Source organism: Paenarthrobacter sp. JL.01a (assembly GCF_025452095.1).
Lineage (GTDB): Bacteria > Actinomycetota > Actinomycetes > Actinomycetales > Micrococcaceae > Arthrobacter.
This window is the reverse complement of sequence record NZ_CP104877.1, coordinates 886,086-902,293: the sequence shown is the minus strand read 5'-3', so window position 1 is coordinate 902,293 and position 16,208 is coordinate 886,086. Positions and strand designations below refer to the sequence as shown.

At 63.7% G+C, this 16,208-nt stretch carries 19 protein-coding genes and 1 tRNA gene; 9 read left to right on the top strand and 11 right to left on the bottom strand.

The annotated features are described in order from the left end of the window. The first annotated feature begins 28 nt into the window (after positions 1 to 28). On the top strand, positions 29 to 601 hold the full coding sequence (locus N5P29_RS04480) for a hypothetical protein (RefSeq protein WP_262278504.1): 573 nt from the start codon (positions 29 to 31) through the stop codon (positions 599 to 601). A 166-nt stretch (positions 602 to 767) separates the two neighbouring features. Here the strand turns inward: N5P29_RS04480 and N5P29_RS04475 are convergent, their stop codons facing one another. Next, positions 768 to 1,448 carry a winged helix-turn-helix domain-containing protein gene (locus tag N5P29_RS04475; protein WP_020608526.1) on the bottom strand — a complete coding sequence of 227 codons (681 nt, stop codon included), beginning with the start codon at positions 1,446 to 1,448 and terminating at the stop codon, positions 768 to 770. Then, positions 1,445 to 2,728, bottom strand: a complete 1,284-nt coding sequence (locus tag N5P29_RS04470) for a sensor histidine kinase (RefSeq protein ID WP_262278503.1) — start codon at positions 2,726 to 2,728, stop codon at positions 1,445 to 1,447. The genes N5P29_RS04475 and N5P29_RS04470 overlap by 4 nt, the downstream gene beginning before the upstream one ends. A gap of 197 nt (positions 2,729 to 2,925) precedes the next feature. Here N5P29_RS04470 and phoU point away from each other — a divergent pair, with 197 nt between their 5' ends. Beyond that, entirely contained in the window at positions 2,926 to 3,579 is a 654-nt protein-coding gene (gene phoU / locus N5P29_RS04465) for a phosphate signaling complex protein PhoU (RefSeq protein WP_262277462.1), read from the top strand. 65 nt (positions 3,580 to 3,644) lie between these two features. Here the strand turns inward: phoU and N5P29_RS04460 are convergent, their stop codons facing one another. Continuing rightward, on the bottom strand, positions 3,645 to 4,391 hold the full coding sequence (locus N5P29_RS04460; RefSeq protein ID WP_144661627.1) for a phosphoglyceromutase: 747 nt from the start codon (positions 4,389 to 4,391) through the stop codon (positions 3,645 to 3,647). A gap of 68 nt (positions 4,392 to 4,459) precedes the next feature. Here N5P29_RS04460 and N5P29_RS04455 point away from each other — a divergent pair, with 68 nt between their 5' ends. Beyond that, positions 4,460 to 5,281 (top strand): class I SAM-dependent methyltransferase, encoded by an 822-nt coding sequence (locus N5P29_RS04455; RefSeq protein ID WP_262277461.1) that lies wholly within the window; start codon positions 4,460 to 4,462, stop codon positions 5,279 to 5,281. Positions 5,282 to 5,288: 7 nt separating this feature from the next. Here the strand turns inward: N5P29_RS04455 and N5P29_RS04450 are convergent, their stop codons facing one another. Beyond that, entirely contained in the window at positions 5,289 to 5,630 is a 342-nt protein-coding gene (locus tag N5P29_RS04450; RefSeq protein WP_144661626.1) for a DUF2516 family protein, read from the bottom strand. 10 nt (positions 5,631 to 5,640) lie between these two features. Then, the gene (locus N5P29_RS04445; protein ID WP_262278502.1) at positions 5,641 to 6,825 is read right to left on the bottom strand and encodes a trans-sulfuration enzyme family protein; all 1,185 of its coding nucleotides are present in this window, start codon (positions 6,823 to 6,825) and stop codon (positions 5,641 to 5,643) included. A gap of 83 nt (positions 6,826 to 6,908) precedes the next feature. Between N5P29_RS04445 and tmk the strand changes: the two genes are divergently transcribed. The 3 genes from tmk to N5P29_RS04430 are packed head-to-tail and all read left to right on the top strand — an operon-like array spanning position 6,909 to position 10,362. Beyond that, on the top strand, positions 6,909 to 7,568 hold the full coding sequence (gene tmk, locus N5P29_RS04440) for a dTMP kinase (RefSeq protein ID WP_262277460.1): 660 nt from the start codon (positions 6,909 to 6,911) through the stop codon (positions 7,566 to 7,568). After that, on the top strand, positions 7,565 to 8,716 hold the full coding sequence (locus N5P29_RS04435) for a DNA polymerase III subunit delta' (protein WP_262277459.1): 1,152 nt from the start codon (positions 7,565 to 7,567) through the stop codon (positions 8,714 to 8,716). The genes tmk and N5P29_RS04435 overlap by 4 nt, the downstream gene beginning before the upstream one ends. Positions 8,717 to 8,724: 8 nt before the next feature. Beyond that, positions 8,725 to 10,362 carry an alpha/beta hydrolase gene (locus tag N5P29_RS04430; protein WP_262277458.1) on the top strand — a complete coding sequence of 546 codons (1,638 nt, stop codon included), beginning with the start codon at positions 8,725 to 8,727 and terminating at the stop codon, positions 10,360 to 10,362. Here N5P29_RS04430 and N5P29_RS04425 read toward each other — a convergent pair. Then, a complete protein-coding gene (locus tag N5P29_RS04425; protein WP_262277457.1) occupies positions 10,359 to 11,090 on the bottom strand; it encodes an HAD family hydrolase in 732 nt (243 codons plus the stop codon). The genes N5P29_RS04430 and N5P29_RS04425 overlap by 4 nt on opposite strands. Before the next feature lie 212 nt (positions 11,091 to 11,302). Between N5P29_RS04425 and N5P29_RS04420 the strand changes: the two genes are divergently transcribed. Continuing rightward, positions 11,303 to 11,375, top strand: a tRNA-Thr gene (locus N5P29_RS04420). A gap of 178 nt (positions 11,376 to 11,553) precedes the next feature. Here N5P29_RS04420 and N5P29_RS04415 read toward each other — a convergent pair. Further along, a complete protein-coding gene (locus tag N5P29_RS04415) occupies positions 11,554 to 11,937 on the bottom strand; it encodes a hypothetical protein (RefSeq protein ID WP_262277456.1) in 384 nt (127 codons plus the stop codon). A 26-nt stretch (positions 11,938 to 11,963) separates the two neighbouring features. Between N5P29_RS04415 and N5P29_RS04410 the strand changes: the two genes are divergently transcribed. Next, complete coding sequence (locus tag N5P29_RS04410; RefSeq protein ID WP_262277455.1) at positions 11,964 to 12,095, top strand: hypothetical protein; 132 nt, start codon at positions 11,964 to 11,966, stop codon at positions 12,093 to 12,095. 313 nt (positions 12,096 to 12,408) lie between these two features. Then, positions 12,409 to 12,996, top strand: a complete 588-nt coding sequence (locus tag N5P29_RS04405; RefSeq protein WP_262277454.1) for an SGNH/GDSL hydrolase family protein — start codon at positions 12,409 to 12,411, stop codon at positions 12,994 to 12,996. Between the two features lie 60 nt (positions 12,997 to 13,056). On the opposite strand, the gene N5P29_RS04400 is transcribed toward N5P29_RS04405, so the two are convergent. From N5P29_RS04400 to N5P29_RS04385, 4 genes are read right to left on the bottom strand one after another with little or no spacing between them, the layout of a single operon-like run. Beyond that, positions 13,057 to 14,925, bottom strand: a complete 1,869-nt coding sequence (locus N5P29_RS04400) for an SGNH/GDSL hydrolase family protein (RefSeq protein WP_262277453.1) — start codon at positions 14,923 to 14,925, stop codon at positions 13,057 to 13,059. Between the two features lie 14 nt (positions 14,926 to 14,939). Next, on the bottom strand, positions 14,940 to 15,443 hold the full coding sequence (locus N5P29_RS04395; RefSeq protein WP_262277452.1) for a hypothetical protein: 504 nt from the start codon (positions 15,441 to 15,443) through the stop codon (positions 14,940 to 14,942). A 28-nt stretch (positions 15,444 to 15,471) separates the two neighbouring features. Beyond that, positions 15,472 to 15,837 carry a hypothetical protein gene (locus N5P29_RS04390; RefSeq protein ID WP_262277451.1) on the bottom strand — a complete coding sequence of 122 codons (366 nt, stop codon included), beginning with the start codon at positions 15,835 to 15,837 and terminating at the stop codon, positions 15,472 to 15,474. Positions 15,838 to 15,840: 3 nt separating this feature from the next. Continuing rightward, positions 15,841 to 16,197 (bottom strand): hypothetical protein, encoded by a 357-nt coding sequence (locus N5P29_RS04385; protein ID WP_262277450.1) that lies wholly within the window; start codon positions 16,195 to 16,197, stop codon positions 15,841 to 15,843. Positions 16,198 to 16,208: the final 11 nt, after the last annotated feature.

Below are 16,208 nucleotides of genomic sequence, written 5' to 3'. Positions count from 1 at the left end.
AGGAGTAGGTGTCGTGCGCATTTCTGCGATGAACACTGTCCAGCGCGGCAAGCTGGCAATTGCGGCCGCTGCAATCGGCGTCGGTCTTCTGTCCGTTACCGGCTGCGGCTTCGTCAACGCCCAGCAGACTTCGCACCAGTACTCGGCTTCGGACGGGGTCAGGGCCGACCTCGGAAAGCTGCAGCTGCGGAACATCCTCATCGTCGCTTCCGGCGAGAAGGAACCCGGCCGCGTCATCGGTGCCGTGTTCAACCAGTCCAACTCCGACGCCACGCTGACGCTCAGCGGAGCAAACGGCGCCCAGACCGAAATTCCGGTCAAGGCAATGTCGGAAACATACCTCAACGACACCGCCGACGCCGCGATCCTCAGCACCGCGGGCGTGATCCCCGGTGGCCTGACCCCCGTGACCATCCGCAGCGGATCCGACTCCGCAACGATCAACGTCCCGGTAGTCAACGGCACTCTCCCGGAGTACGCCAAGTACCTGCCCAGCCCTTCGGCAACCCCCAGCGGCTCGGCAACTCCTGGCGCAACGGGTACCGCCACCAGCTCGGCAACCCCGTCTGAGACCTCCACGAGTTCCGCAGCCGGCCACTAACGGCCGGGGCCAGCGAACAGACAAAAGGAAGGGTCCCGCCGCGGCGGGACCCTTCCTTTTTGCCCCCACTGAGCGAGTTTTTGTACAGGTAATGCCCTTAAGAAGCGTTCTTAAGGGCATTACCTGTACAAAAACTCCCGGGGGGACGGGGCAGGCGGTGCGGGGGTTACGGCTCGAACTTGTAGCCCAGGCCCCGCACCGTCACCAGGTACCGCGGCGCGGACGGATCCGGCTCGATCTTGCTGCGGAGCCTCTTCACGTGCACGTCCAGGGTTTTGGTGTCGCCAACGTAATCCGAACCCCACACACGATCAATGAGCTGTCCACGCGTCAGGACCCGGCCGGAATTGCGGAGCAGCATTTCCAGCAGTTCGAATTCCTTCAACGGCAAGGAAACCTGCTCGCCGTTGACGCTCACTACGTGGCGCTCGATATCCATGCGGACAGGTCCCGCCTGCACGGTGGAGGTGATGAGTTCCTCGGGTTCGCCCTGCCTGCGCAGCACGGCGCGGACGCGGGCCACCAATTCACGGGACGAGTAGGGCTTGGTGACGTAGTCGTCCGCCCCCAGTTCCAGCCCAACAACCTTGTCGATCTCCGAGTCCTTGGCGGTCAGCATGATCACCGGGACGCTGGAACGCTGCCGCAGCTGGCGGCACACTTCCGTACCGGGCGTTCCCGGCAACTGCAGATCCAGCAGGACCAGGTCCGCACCGTTCCGGTCGAACTCCACCAAGGCGTCGCTGCCGTTGTCCACTACTTCGACGTCGAATCCCTCTTTGCCCAGAAGATAGGACAGGGGGTCGCTGAAGGACTCTTCGTCCTCAACTATCAAAATCCGGCTCAAGCGCTGGCTCCTTGTTCTCGGGCGCCGCTGGCGCCCCCTTGCTGATTCACGTGCTGGGGTTGCTGGGTAGCAGGTTCACGTTCGACGGCGGCCGGGCCACCTGCGGACCCAACGGCGACTGCCGCGGTGGCTACGGAAGGCGGAAGGCCGGCGTCGTCGTCCTGCTCTTCCATCTCCGGCAAGCGGATGGTGAAGGTGGAGCCCTGGCCGGGCTGGGACCAAACGGTCACTTCGCCGCCATGGTTGGAGACCACGTGCTTGACGATGCTGAGTCCGAGACCGGTGCCGCCTGTGTGCCTGGAGCGTGCTGCGTCAACGCGGTAGAAGCGTTCGAACACCCGCTCCTGGTCCTCGGGCGTCAAGCCTTCGCCTTGGTCGGTGACTGAAATGGCCACGACGCCTTCGCGCGTCCGGACACCGACGCCCACGCGCGTGTTCTCGGGCGAATAGCGGATGGCGTTGTCGATCAGGTTCCGCAAGGCAGTCACCAGGAGGTCGCGGTCGCCGAACACCAGGGAATCGGAATGGCCGCCCACCACGATCTGGATGTTCTTGCTCTCGGCCGGAAGCTGCGAACGGTCCACGGCTTCGGTGATCACCGTGTTGATGTCCACCTTGTTGCCTTGCTGCGCGACGTTGGCACCCTGGAGGCGGGAGAGTTCAATAATGTCCTGGACCAGCGCGGCCAGGCGGCCGGACTCCTTGTGCATCCGCTTGGCGAAGCGGCGCACGGCTTCCTCGTCATCGGGCGATGCTTCCAGCGCCTCCGCGAGGAGGGAGATCGCGCCGACGGGGGTCTTGAGTTCGTGGGAGACGTTGGCCACGAAGTCGTTCCGGATCTCCTCGGTGCGGGTGATCTCGGTGCGGTCATCGGCCAACAGAACGATATATTCCCAGCCGAGCATGGCCGCCCGGACCTGGACCACAATGGTGCCTTTGCCCAGGGGTCCGCGCGGGAGTTCGTACTGCTCCTCAAGGATCACGCCGTCACGGCGGACCTTTGCCGTCATGTCCAGGAGCTGCTTGTGGACCACCGTGTGTCCCCGGACCAGGCCATAAGCGTAGGCGGCAGGGCTGGCGCGGACGACACCATCGATGGCGTCCACCACCACGAACGCACGCCCGACGACGGCAAGGACTTCCGCTGCACCTTCAGGGAGCAGTGGCTCGGTGACATCCAGATCCACGATGCTGCGCTGACGTTCGCTGATCCTGAAAGCGAGCATGCCAAAGACGCCCAGCGACAGGCCAACCAGGCCTGCAATGACACCTATAAGCAACGGATCCACGTGTCCAGCTTATGCTGTGGAATCAGGCCGAAGCATTGATCCGGCGCCAAACCTCCACGGTTCAACAAACGTTCATCTAAAGGTGCCAAACAGTTCATGGTGCCCTGACACAGTTACTGGTTGGACTGCCAATGGTTTTGAAGTCCGTCCCCGCCCCGGGACAGGATTTCCAAGGAAAGGACGCCTTAGTGCGCAAGGTTTTTCAGGAGGAGCTCACCCAGGTAGGTGACGACCTCATCGAGATCTCCAAGCTGGTTCACGAAGCAATCACGAAGGCTACAACGTCCTTCGAAGGCGCTGACGTGGATCTTGCACAGGATGTCATTGCGGCAGACGCCCGGATCGACTTCCTCCAGAACAGCCTGGACGAGCGCGCCATCGACATCCTGGCGCTGCAGGGCCCGGTGGCGAGCGACCTTCGCATGATCGTTGGTTCGCTCCGCATGAGTGCTTCGCTCGAACGCATGGGTGACCTCGCCCGCCACGTGGCCCAGCTGGCACGCCTCCGCTACCCCGCAACGGTGATCCCGGCTTCGCTGACCCAGACCTTCAAGGCCATGGCCCAGCATGACATCGAGATCGTCGCCAAGGTCATTGAACTGCTCGAGACCCGCGACCTTGAAGTTGCCCGGGACATCCTCAAGATCAACATTGCCGTGGACGACCTCCACCTCAGCGTCTTCAAGGCGATCGCAGCCCCGGACTGGAGCGAATCAGCAGCCACCACCGTGGACGTCGCGCTGGCCAGCCGCTACTTCGAGCGCTTCGCCGACCACGGCGTCTCCGTCGCCCGCAAGGTCACCTACCTGGTGACCGGCGAATGGCAGCCCGAGGGCTTCTAGCGCTCAAACTGCAGAACATACGACGGCGGCCGGTCACCCTGAGGTGACCGGCCGCCGTCGTTTGCCTATTTCTTGCCTTGGTTCGCTACTGCGAGGATGGCCTCGGCCGCGGCGTCGGGATCCAGGTAGGTTCCACCGGGGGTGACGGGCTGGAAGTCTTCATCGAGTTCGTACACCAGCGGGATGCCCGTGGGGATGTTCAGGCCGGCGATGGCGTCGTCGCTGATGCCGTCCAGGTGCTTGACCAGCGCGCGCAGGGAGTTGCCGTGGGCCGTGACCAAAACGGTCTTGCCGGCCTTGAGGTCTTCCTTGATGTCCGATTCCCAGTACGGAAGAAGACGGACAAGGACGTCCTTGAGGCACTCGGTGCGGGGCAAGGCGTCGCCGAGGTCCTTGTAACGGACGTCGTGTGCCTGGGAGAACTCGCTGTCATCGGACAGGGGCGGCGGCGGAGTGTCGTAGCTGCGGCGCCACTCCATGAACTGCTCTTCGCCGAACTCGGCAAGGGTCTGGGCCTTGTCCTTGCCCTGCAAAGCGCCGTAGTGGCGTTCGTTGAGGCGCCAGTCGCGCTTGACCGGGATCCAGCCGCGGTCAGCCTTGTCCAGGGCCATGTTGGCCGTGTTGATGGCACGCTTAAGGAGCGAGGTGTAGAGGATGTCCGGGAGGATGTTGTTCTCCACCAGGAGCTCCCCGCCGCGCACTGCTTCTTTGCGGCCTTGGTCGTTCAGGTCAACGTCCACCCAACCGGTGAACAGGTTCTTGGCGTTCCATTCGCTGTGGCCATGGCGCAGCAGAATCAGCTTGTAAGTCATGGTTTTCATCCTAGCTGAGCGGCCCCCTGCCCTGCCCGGCGTTACGGGCAGCACGATAAAGTGGGGCCGTGGTGCAAAAGGCGGAACGCGTGGGCTCTCCCCGCAGCAGGGGCGGCAAACCGGTCGGCAACATTACCCGTGGAACCACCAACCCCAACCGGATGCGGCGCCTGGACCGCTGGCTCGCCGGACCGCAGGCGTGGCGGCTGCGCACCGCCGTCGAGCCCCTTGTGGTGGACCTGGGCTATGGCGCCTCGCCGACCACCGCCGTCGAGCTGTTCGACAGGCTGCAGGCCGTCCGCCCGGACGTGCGGGTGAGCGGAATCGAGATCGAGCCTGAGCGCGTACGGACCGCGAAGGCGCTGGAACGGCCCGGGCTGAGCTTCCACGTGGGCGGCTTCGAAGTCCCGGTGCCGGGCAATCCCGTGCTGGTCCGGGCATTCAACGTGCTGAGGCAGTACGAGGAGGCGGACGTACCCGCTATCTGGTCGCTGGTGCAGTCGCGGCTTGCCCCGAACGGGCTGTTCATCGACGGCACCTGCGACGAAATCGGCCGCCGCGTCACCTGGGTGGCACTCGACCGGGAGCGAGCCTTGAGCCTGAGCTTCTCTGTCCGGTTCGGCAGTTTCGAGCTGCCGTCCGAGGTTGCCGAGCGGCTGCCCAAGGCGCTTATTCACCGCAACGTGCCGGGCGAGCCAATCCACGCCTTTCTGCAGGCCATGGACAAAGCCTGGCTGGACGCGGCGCCTCTGGCGTCGTTCGGAAACCGGCAGCGTTGGACAGGGATGTGCCGTTCACTGCGCGACGCCGGGTGGCCGCTTCAGGATGGACCCTCGCGGTGGCGCCTGGGTGAACTGACGGTGGCGTGGGACGCCGTGGCGCCGAACTGACCCCGTTTTACCAGGGGCCGTACGGACCCACGTTCCGGTTACCGCCACTGCCCGCTTCACGGACAGCCGGGCGGACATCGGCGAGGTAGACGCAGGCCGCGGTGACGGCGGCGATCCCGAAGAGGCCAAGGCTGCTGCCGCCTGTCAGCAACGTCAACGCCCCGATGGCCAAGGACACACCCGTCAGCGCAAGCCAGAAGGTCTTGGTCCGCTTGGAAGCAGCCACGAACAGGGTGGGCCGGTGCCGCAGGCAATCAGCGAACGCCCACAGTTCCAAGGCCAGGGCCACCAGCCCCAGGATGAGGTAAACGCCGGTGCTGACGTACGCGATCAAGATTTTTCCGTCCACGCCCTCCAGCCTAACTGTCCAACGCCTTGAGTGCTTGCTCGAGGTCGGACCAGAGGTCTTCAACGTTCTCGATTCCAACACTCAAGCGGACCAGGTTGTCCGGGACGCTGAGCGGCTCGGCCGTGTGCCGGCGCCGTCGTTCGATCAATGACTCAACCCCGCCCAAGGATGTCGCCGGTAGCCACAGCTGCAACGCGCGGACCAGTTCGTCCGCGGCGTCGGCGCCGGAGCGGTGCTGGTCTCCGGCGAGCTGGATGCAAAGGATGGAGCCGAAGCCCTTCATCTGGTCTTTCGCCCGCTCGTGTCCGGGGTCGGCGGCCAGGCCCGGATACCTGATGGCTTCGACCCGGGGATGCGTGCTGAGCCGTTCGGCGAGGGTGGCTGCCGAGGCCTGCGAGCGCTCGATCCGCAACGCCAGGGTACGCAGGCCGCGAAGGGCCAGCCAGGCCTCGAACGGGCCGGCGATGCCGCCGTGGATGATGCGGTGGTGCAGCAGGGCCGCGCGCAGCTCCGGGTTGGATGTCACCAAGGCGCCCAGGACGACGTCCGAATGCCCGGCCAGGTACTTGGTCACCGAGTGAAGCACGACGTCGGAGCCCAGGCTCAGGGGCTGCTGCACCAGGGGCGTGGAGAAAGTATTGTCGGTGACCACGATCGCGCCCGCGGCATGGGCGGCATCGGTCAAGGAGCGGATGTCGGCGATGCCGAGCATGGGGTTGGTGGGGCTTTCGAGCCAGAGCAGGTCTGCCTTCCTGCCGTGTTCCGGGCTGATCAGGGCCTTGACCGCTTCAGTGTCCGTGATGTCCACGGTACGGAGTTCAAGGAAGCCCTTCTCTGCCAGTTCCGTGGCCATCACCAAGGAGCCCGCGTAGCTGTGGGTGGGCATCACCACGACGCCCCCTGCCGGCACCAGTGAGAGCGCTGAACTGACCGCGGCAAGGCCTGATGCGTACAGCAGGCCCGGGAGCGTGGCGCCTTCCAGTTTTGCCAGCGCGTCCTCGAAGGGGTCCCAGGTGGGGTTCGCATAGCGGCCGTAGCCTCTGTCGCCGTCGCCCAGGCTGCCTGTACCGAAGTATGTGGAGGACAGGACGATGGGCGGATTCACCGGTTCATCGTGGGATCGATCCGGACGACCGGCAGCAACCACAACGGTTTCAGGCGACAATTCGGCGGCGTGCTGATCGGAAAGGCTCATGGTTTCAGCGTAGTCGCGGGCGATGCTGTGGATGAAAGGCATTACGCGCCTTTGCTGTCAGGGAAGCTCGGTAGGCTAGACGCGTGAGTATTCAGAGCACAGGTCTTTTCATCGCGTTCGAAGGCGGGGACGGAGCGGGCAAGTCCACACAGGCCGCCCGGCTGTCCGATGCCCTCGAATCCCGGGGCCTATCCGTCCTGCGGACCCGCGAACCGGGTGGCACCCCGATCGGCGAGAAGCTGCGCTCCCTGGTGCTGGACCATGGTCATGGGACCATCGATGCCCGTACCGAGGCCCTGATGTTCGCCGCTGCCCGCGCCGCCCACGCCCACCAGGTCATCCGTCCTGCCTTGGCCAACGGGACGGTGGTCATTACGGACCGCTACATCGATTCCTCTGTCGCCTACCAAGGTGCCGGCCGCGGCCTGGGTGCCGACGGTGTCTTGTCCCTTAATGAATGGGCCACCGAAGGGCTCCATCCGCACCTGACCGTTTTGCTCGACGTCGATCCCGCCGACGGCCGCCAGCGCCGCACGGCCGGGGACGCTGCCGAGGACCGGCTTGAATCCGAGCCGGACGAATTCCACTCAGCCATCCGCCATGCTTTCCTGGACCTGGCCGGGGCCGCGCCCTCGAGCTACCTGGTCCTGCCTGCCGGCGATGACATCGAGGCACTCGCCGCCCGGATCCTGGAGCGGGTGGAGTCGCTGTTGGGTGACCGAGTTCCCGGCCTCCGCCCGTGAGCGTCTGGGACGACCTCCAGGGGCAGGCTCCCGTTGTCGCGCAGCTGAAGCAGGCGGCGCAGGGCGAGTCGGGCCTCACCCATGCGTGGCTCTTCACCGGTCCCCCGGGCTCCGGACGCTCCAACGCGGCCAAAGCCTTTGCGGCCGCACTGAACTGCGAACAGGACGACGTCACCCAGCGAGGCTGCGGCGTCTGCGCGGCCTGCCACACCATCCTTGGTGAGACGCACTCGGACGTGACGTTCGTGCGAACAGAGAAAGTCACCATCACCATTGATGAAGCCCGCGAACTCGTTTCCAAAGCCGGCGACCGGCCGGCCACGGGCCGCTGGCGCATCATCGTGGTGGAAGATGCGGACCGCATGGCCGAGCGCACCACCAATGTACTGTTGAAGGCCATCGAGGAACCAACGCCGCGCACCATCTGGATGCTCTGCGCCCCCTCCCCTGCCGATGTCCTGGTCACCATCCGTTCCCGCTGCCGCCCGGTGAGCCTGCGGCTTCCCCCGGCCGCCGACGTCGCCGATCTTTTGGTAAGGCGCGACGGCGTAGACCGCCAACTCGCGGAACGGGCCGCCCGCGCGGCCCAAAGCCACATCGGCATCGCCCGCAGATTGGCCCGCGACGCCGAGGCCAGGGAGCGTCGCCTGGAGACCGTCCGCATTCCCCTGGGTTTGCGGGGAGTGACAGCTGCCGTGATGATGGCCGAAAAGCTGGTCAAGATCGCAACGGAGGAAGCCAACAGCTCCAACGATGAACGCGATGCCGCCGAGAAGATCGCGCTGCTCGCCAGTCTGGGCGCGCCCGAGTCCGGAACGTTGCCGCCGTCGATGCGCAGCCAGGTCAAGCAGCTGGAGGATGACCAGAAGCGGCGCGCCAAGCGCTCCATCACCGACTCCCTGGACCGCACCCTGACGGACCTCTTGTCCTTCTACCGGGACGTGCTGATCATCCAGTTGGGGAACGCCGTTGAACTGGTCAACGTTGAGCTCAGGGGCGAACTGGAAGAATACGCAGGCCGTTCAAACCCGGAAACCACCCTGGCCCGGATGGACGCCATCAATAAAGCCCGGGTCCGCATTACCACCACCAACGTGGCGCCGCTGTTGGCGGTCGAGTCCATGGCAACCAGCCTCATCCAGCAATAGGAGAACGCATGACGTCCGCACGACGCCGGCCCGCCGGTAACCCTTCAAGGGACCGGTCTGCCCAGCCTTCTGCCGGTGGTGCTGCGTACCGTGGCAAGGCACGGCCGGGATCCCGTGCCCGCGGGTTCGCGGCAATGTGCGTGGCCTTGGCAGCCATGCTGGCCCTCAGCGCCTGCACCGTACCCTTCCTGCAGGGGCCCACGGCGAAGCCCTCCACCAGCACGGTGGAACCATCCATCGCGGCGTCGGCTCCCAAGGGGTTGGAGAAGTTCTACTCGCAGGCCGTGGAGTGGAGCTCGTGCGGGGACGGCCTCCAGTGCGGGAGGGTCCGTGTTCCCATGGATTACGCCCAGCCCGGAGCCGATGAAATCACGCTGGCCGCGATCAAGCTGCCCAGCACGGGCAACAAAAAAGGTTCAGTCCTGGTCAACCCCGGCGGCCCCGGAGGCTCGGGCGTGGACTTCATCAAGGACGCTGGCACCACCCACTTCACGGAGAAACTCCGGAACAACTACGACGTCGTGGGCTTCGACCCCCGCGGCGTGAAGGACTCGGCACCGGTGAAGTGCATGACCGACGCCGAGCGCGATGCCGCCCGCGCAAAAGTCTTCCGAAAAGATACCGATGAGGGCCTGGCAGCTGCCATCGCCTTCAACAAGTCCTTCGCCGGGCAGTGCGCCCAACAGACCGGTCCTGTCCTGGGACACATCGACACCGTCAGCGCCGCGAAGGACCTGGACATCCTGCGCGCCGTGGTCAATGATTCCAAGCTCAACTACCTGGGCTTCTCCTACGGAACGTTCCTTGGCTCGACCTACGCTTCACTCTTCCCGGACAACGTGGGCCACTTGGTTCTTGATGGAGCCGTGGACCCGTCCATCAGCAACGAGGAACTGACTTCGGGGCAGGCCCGCGCCTTCGAAAAGGCCATCCACACCTACGTGGCGAGCTGCCAGAAACAGAACCAGTGCCCCATGAGCGGCTCCGTGGACAACGGCGTCCAGGAAATCAGGGACCTCATCAGCGCTGTGGACCAGAATCCGCAAACTGCCAAGGACGGCAGACTGGTGACCGGAAACGACTTCGTCAACGGCCTCATCCTGCCGCTGTACAACGACCAAAGCTGGCCGGCATTGACCCAGGCATTGGACAGCGCCTTCTCCGGCGACGTGTCGCAGATGATGCGCCTCGCCGACCTCGGCGCGGACCGCGAACCCAACGGCACGTACAGCTCCAACTCGGCCTTCGCCTTCCAGGCCATCAACTGCCTGGACTACCCGATGGTCATGGACACCGCCGGAATGCGTGCTGAGGAAGCCCGTCTTCTCCAGGAGTCCCCCACCTTCGGCGCATTCTTTGCCTACGGCGGCGTGAACTGCAAGGACTGGCCGTACCCCAGCACGCGCACACCTGCACCGGTCAAGTACTCCGGCGAAGCCCCCATTGTGGTGGTCGGCACCACCGGAGACCCTGCCACTCCCCTGGAATGGTCCCAATCGCTGCGCAAACAGCTTGGGAACGCCTCCCTCGTCACCTGGGAAGGCGAGGGGCACACCGCCTACGGCCGCTCGAACTCCTGCGTCAGCACCGCCGTCGACGACTACTTTGTTGACGGGAAGCTGCCGCAGGACGGCCTCACCTGCTAGAGGTGCCTGGCTTCGCGCTTCTCCACCAGGAGCGGGAGCTGCTTGATGGAATCGACGACGACGGTAGCACCGGCCGCGCGAAGGGTCGCCTCTGAGTGCGAGCCGGTCAGCACGCCCGCAATAAGGGACGCCCCGGAGCGGACTCCTGAGAGCATGTCCGAGCTGGTGTCCCCGACCACCGCGACTTCCCGCACGTCATCCAGGTCAAGGGCGAGCACAGCGGTGAGGATCATGTCCGGGTAGGGCCGTCCCCTGCCTGCGTCTGCCGGGCACAGGCTGAGATCGGCCAGCCCCATCCACCCCAGAGACTCGAGCACCATGTTCTGGGTGTGGCGGCCGAACCCCGTGGCCAGGCAGACCTGCATGCCGGACTCACGCATCCACAGGATGGCGTCCTCCGCGCCTGGGATGGCGCGGACTCCGCCGTCTTCGATGAGTTCGTCATAAGCCCGCTCAAATACTTTGTTGGCACTGCTGGCCACCGCGGGGTCCTCGAAGAGGCGGCTGAAAACGGTCATTTTGGAGAAGCCCATGGTGTCCCGGGCGTAGCCGAGCATGCTTTCAAAACGGCTGCTCCCCGGCTCAATGCCGTGTTCGGCCAGAGCACGGGACAGGGCCTGTTCGGTGCGGCCGTCGTCGGTGATGGTGGTCCCCACCATGTCCACCACAGCCAGCCGCAGCCGGTTGGGTGTGGTGTTGGCGTCCCTGGTCAGTGCGTCCCCGGTCATCGAGCGGCTCCTTCGGCTGGTGGTGTGGCGACGTGGTGCCACAGGTGATGCCCCAGCTTCCGGCGACCGGGAAACAGCCGCCTGAACCCGGCCCGACGCCCGGGTGAACATCCCCGCAACGGCGGCCTCCTCGCTCGTTTTGACCCGGGCGCGGTGCCTCTATTACAGTTATGTCTTGCGTGATCGCCCGGGAAACCGGGGATAAACGCGGTGCTTCCTTAGCTCAGTCGGTAGAGCGTTTCACTCGTAATGAAAAGGTCATCAGTTCGATTCTGATAGGAAGCTCGGAGCAGAAGAGGCCCCAATCCCAGTAGCCACAAGGGATCGGGGCCTTTCCCATTCCCCCACGTAACGGCCAAGAAACTGCCCAAGTGTAGCCAACGGTGTAGCCGACGACGCTAAACGTGCATGGAATGGAACCAGCGTGCATGAGGTCCAAAAGTACCCGAAAAGGTGTAGCCATTCACTCTGGCAGGAATCCTGGTAGCCGCTTCCCCCACTGCGCAGGCCGCAACCACTCCGGGCATCGGTTGTATTGGTCGATGTCCCATTCGGACTCGGTGACTGGTCGGACTTGGTCGCGGAGTAGCCAGGCTGTGAGGCTGTCTTTGTTGTCGTCGTGCCAGCGGACGTGGATTTGGGTTCGGTTCCAGTGGGTGGCTTCTGCGTATACGGTGATGGTCCCGCCAGTTTTGAGTGGGATTTGCGCCTGGACTTTGGGTTGGTTGCCGAGGCCCCATGATTGGACGTCTTCCACCGGCCCTATGCGGTCGGGCTGGATGAAGTCGTAGGTGACGCCGTCAAGGTGGAACGATGTTGGCGGGAGGATCGGCATACGTCCCATCATGCCAAGATGGTGGGGTGGAAGTTATCTTGACCATTGAGAACGCGGCCGGCGGACAGAACACCGTGCGAGCATCCGGCGCCGACTACGCGACGGCTTACGCTGCTGCCCAGGCACTGATCCCCGAAGACTCCAAGGCCATCGTCATCCGCACCTCTTAAACACGGCAAGAGCCCCACCCTCAGAAGAGGATGGGGCTCTATTACGCAGGGGAACAATACCGGTCTTATTTGCCCCTAGCGGGCACCGTAGAATGGCCTTTGACTTTGCATAATCTGGGGATGGGGAATGATGGCACGGAAGCGGCAGCGTAACGCTCGCGTAGGTGTAATTGTTGGGCTCGCAGCGCTGGGCATCGCGGCTGCTGGTGTAGCCGGTTTTGCGGTCCTTCGCCCCACACCCCCGCCGCCGGTCTCAGAGAAGGTGGCCAACTACTCAGCCACTCCTCTTCCCACAAAAGCAGCTCCGGTCAAGGTGGCATCGATTGGTGACTCTTATTCAGCAGGGTCGGGTGCCACGAATCTTGACCTCGGCTGGGTGCAGCAGCTTGGCCGCAACCAGGCATGGCAGTTGCAGAACTTCGCACGCGGGGGGACTGGCTACGTGGCTGGGACCAAGGATCCAGTAAAGGCTAAGGATGCCTGCAACCGCGAGGCCTGCCCAAGCTACGGGGAGATGATCGCCGAGGCTAAGGCATTCGCGCCCGAAGTCGTCATTGTTTCCGGTGGGCGCAATGACTACGCCATCGAGGTTGAGGATGAAGTCGCCGCAATCAAAGGCTTTTACACGGATCTTCGTCGGGAGCTACCGAACGCGAAGATCGTAGCTTTCAGCCCGCTTTGGGATGATGATCCCGCTCCTGCTGCCATCCCAACCATCGCGGCGGCCGTGAAGGAGTCTGTCACGGCCGTTGGAGGCGTCTACCTGGATAGCGGCCAACCATTGCAGGGAAAACCAGAACTGCTCGCATCGGATAGCAAACACCCAAATGACGCTGGTTACAAAGTGCTTTTCGAGAAGAACCTCAGCCTGTTGCAGCAAGCGGGGATAGCAGCCAAGTAAAGCAAAAATGCTGAGGAGGGGCGTGAACAGGGTAGAACCTATTCACGCCCCTCCTGCTTTCTAGGCAATCATCTGGTACTGAGCCTTCATGGCTGCCACGTGCGCGGCTCGCTGGGTGGCGTCAAGGATGAATGGCCAGACGTTCGCTTCGGCGACGTCGATCGTTCCCCCCATGCCGCCGACTTGGGGGCCAAGCTTGGTGAAGCCTGAGTACGCGGTTGCCTTGCCGACGATCGTCCCGGCATTGGCGGATACGGTGGAGTTCACGACCAGCCGGGAGTTTGTGCCGTCGCAAAGGCCGAACAGCACGACGTAGTCGTCAGTGGCCGGCAGTGTTACAAAACCGCTGGTGGCTGGGTCGGCCTGTCCGCCTCCGAGGAACCATGTGCCGTTCTGCGCCCGCTGGAGCCTGTAGCCGTCAACGGAGAAGATGTTGAAAGCGTTGGCAAGGGACCGTACGACGATGGCCATGGTGAATGGTGCGTTGAGGGTTGCCGGGTTGGCTCCCAGTGCACCAACTGTTCCGACACCGACGGCGCCAGGCACGAACTGGGCTGTGAAGTCGTCGCCCACCTGAGCGATCCGGGGGAAGGGGTTTGCTCCCATTCGGACCAGGTCAGCGCTTCCGGCTTGGTCCTTGACCGAGACGATTTCCGCTCCCACTGCGGCCGTGTTTGTGGAGAGAACGTAGCGCTGTACCGCTCCGGCGACACCGTTGCTGTGCAACGTGACTGGCGGTACGCCAAGATCAGGCAAGCTGGCGACGTTCCATCCCCTGCCGTTCAGCACGTGCGGCAGAACCTTGTTCAACAGGGCATAGCCGGTAGCGTTGAGGTGCACAATGTCGCTCCGGAACGACGTGGGGGTAAGCCCGTTGCTGATGTCAGTGATGTCCTGTGCAGTCTTCGTCACCCCAGCGATAGTGAAGGCCGTGTCAGTGCGGAGGAAAGCCGCAACATCCCACCATGCACCCGGGAACTCTGTCCGCAAAGCGTCATTGAGTTCGTCCAGAATTGCTCGCGCTGCCGTTCCGGCGGTGTCCTGATCAGCGCGTGGCAGCACGGAGAGGACTAGAGCCCGAGCCGGCTGCCGTGACCAGCCCAGCATCTTCTTCATGTCCGCGATGATGTCCGCCTTGGGGACCCGGAACACGCCCGCGCCGATGTCGTTTCGACCGGTCCAAATAATCGGCCAGGAGTCCTGATAGGGAAAGCCCGCGGCGAATGGTGAGGCTGGCGGGCAAGGCATTTCCAACCCAGCATCCTTGCGGCTAAAGGTGTACGTGTACGTGGTTCCGGACTGCACCAGCTTCAACGTTCCGGCAACACCCGCGAGTACGCCATCGATGGTCTGGGTTCCGTCGCTCGGACGCTGCAAGAGGTTCTTGCTGTACGCCGTCACGGAGACGGGCCCGGATGCAGGGATGACGTTGCCAGTGACCGTGAGCAGCGCTGGAGAGCCGCCCTGGCGCGCAGCGATCTGGCCCGTTCCCTGGCCGCCGATCCCGATGTTATCGACGGTCCGCCCCAGAGCGGTGATCAGTGGTTGCAGGTAAGAGGCCCAGTTCTGGGTCAGCGAGTCTCCTACCTGCACCGTTTTGGCCACCCCAGATCCAGAACCCACAGCGTTGTCCACGTAGCTCTTGGTGGCATACGTCGCCGCTGCCTCTACCTTGTCCAGCTTTGCTGCGACATTAGTGGGTACGTTCCAGTTCGCGGCACTGTAGTTGGTCCCAGAGGTGAAGTTCTCCTTGGCGGTCACTGTGTCACCAGTCGGAGAAACGACAGCCTCACCTGCGAGGTACGCAGTGTTGGCCTTCCACTTGGGGACATAAGTGGCATTAAGTGCCGTGTCTTGGAGGCGGTCGGGGATGTGCTTGTTGAAGATCTTGCCGGACCCGTCAAGCGACGGGACTTTCTTGATGGCCATGGGCGGGGCTCCTATCAGGCGGTGATGAGCAGGGCGTCAGCGTCGGCAGGATCCACGGCAATGGAACCATCAGACTTGGTGGTGAAGACGAGAGTGTCAGCGTCGGTAGGGTCGAGCGCTACGCCGCCACCGGTTGCTGCCTGGGCGGCGAGTTCGGCGGCGGCTTGGGCGACGGCTGCACTGGCACCCGCGCCGGCGGCTTCAGTGACGGCGTCTTGGGCCGCGTTTTTGGCGGCTACGGCTTCGTCTCGGAGGCCGATGAATGAGTTGTAGAACCCGGTGAATTCGCCGGACTTCCAACGCACTTGCGGGAGTGGTGCGAGGAAGGGCGGCAGGAACCCGTACGCATTAGACGTCAACGGGTTCGCGAGGGGGAAACCGTTCGCGTCCTTCAACGCCAACAACGTCGTGCCTGCCGTGTCTTCCGGCGCGTAAATCCCCACCGAACCATTCACCACAACATTCATCGGGTTGTCAGGATCAACAACCAGTTCCATCCCAATGGGGTAGTCAGTCATTCAAAAGCCTCCAAGGCGGGTGGTGGGGTTAGGCGCGGTGGGTGGGTTCGTCGTTCTTCTTGGCATCAGTGGCGGCCTGGATGGCGCCAGTAACGCCGAGCTTTTTCCATGCCTCGCGGTAAGCAGTACCGGCGACGATGAAGACCAGCAGCACGGCAGCCACCCAGCCAACGACACTGAACAGGCCGTTGAGCCAGACCCACACACCTGCGACTACGACGTAGAAGAGGAACGCCACGATGGACTGCTTGCGGGCGGACCACCGTGTTTGCTGAATGACAGCGATGACCGGCGGCGCAAAGAAGGCCACAGCCATCAGCCAGAGGACGGGCGTGCCCAGCTTCGCGAGGGCTTCAAGGGCGGCCGGGTCAACTCCGGGAACGATCGGTGTCATAGATCAGCCCTCCTTCGTGATCGGGGTAATTTCGAAGGTCGGCATGTTGTCGGCGATGGCCTTCTCAATGCGGTCATAGTCGATGACCACGCTCGCGCCGGATGACGTCGCCGCCAGGATCTGCTGCAGGATGGCGCGGTCGGCACGCTGGTTCGCTTCGATCCGGGCAAGAGCCTGGGCGTTGAAAGCGAGCTGGCCGTACGCGCTGGTCTTGTATTTGCCCCAATCGATCTGGGGATTCCAGAGAGCGTCCACCGGTGCTTTCTCGATCTGCTGCTCAATGGAGAGCCCGTCTTTCATGGACGGGCCGCCCTCCACCAGAGCCTCAGGGCCGAAACGCAGATAACGCTCGTTAGTCATACCTTCAGGGA